The sequence below is a fragment of the uncultured Mycobacterium sp. genome (assembly GCF_964249325.1).
GTDB lineage: Bacteria > Actinomycetota > Actinomycetes > Mycobacteriales > Mycobacteriaceae > Mycobacterium.
On sequence record NZ_CAXUCH010000256.1, the window covers coordinates 1 to 481 of the forward strand.

Sequence of the window (481 nt, forward strand, 5' to 3'; positions counted from 1 at the left end):
GCCTACTACCTCTGGCATCAGTCCTACTACTTCTACAGCACCGACGACGCCGCCGTCTCCGGCACGCTCGCCGCCGTCGCCCCGCCCCAGCCCGGTACGCTCGTCCGCGTCAACTACACGCTCGGCCAGACCGTCGCGCGCGACGGCCTGGCCACTCCGGGTGTGGCCGACCTGGGCAGCGGCGGCATTTCGGGACCACCGCTGGCACGCCGGGCCACCGAGATACTGCGGCGGCTGTACGGGCGCGTCGGCGACCGGTTGGCGCTGATCAGCGTCGGGGGCATCGAGACCGTCGACGATGCTTGGGAACGCATCACCGCTGGCGCGTCGCTGCTACAGGGCTATACCGGCTTCATCTACGGAGGTGGCCTGTGGCCCAAGCACATCCACGACGGACTCGCGCGTCGCCTGCGCGACGGCGGGTTCACCTCGCTGAGCCAGGCCGTCGGGTCGGCAGCGCGCAAGAGTCATGGCTGAGCAG

General features: G+C 70.3%; 1 pseudogene. It reads left to right on the forward strand.

Going from position 1 to position 481, the window contains the following annotated elements:
* Positions 1-477, forward strand: a pseudogene (locus ACFE99_RS21800) (hypothetical protein); the annotation flags it as partial.
* Positions 478-481: the final 4 nt, after the last annotated feature.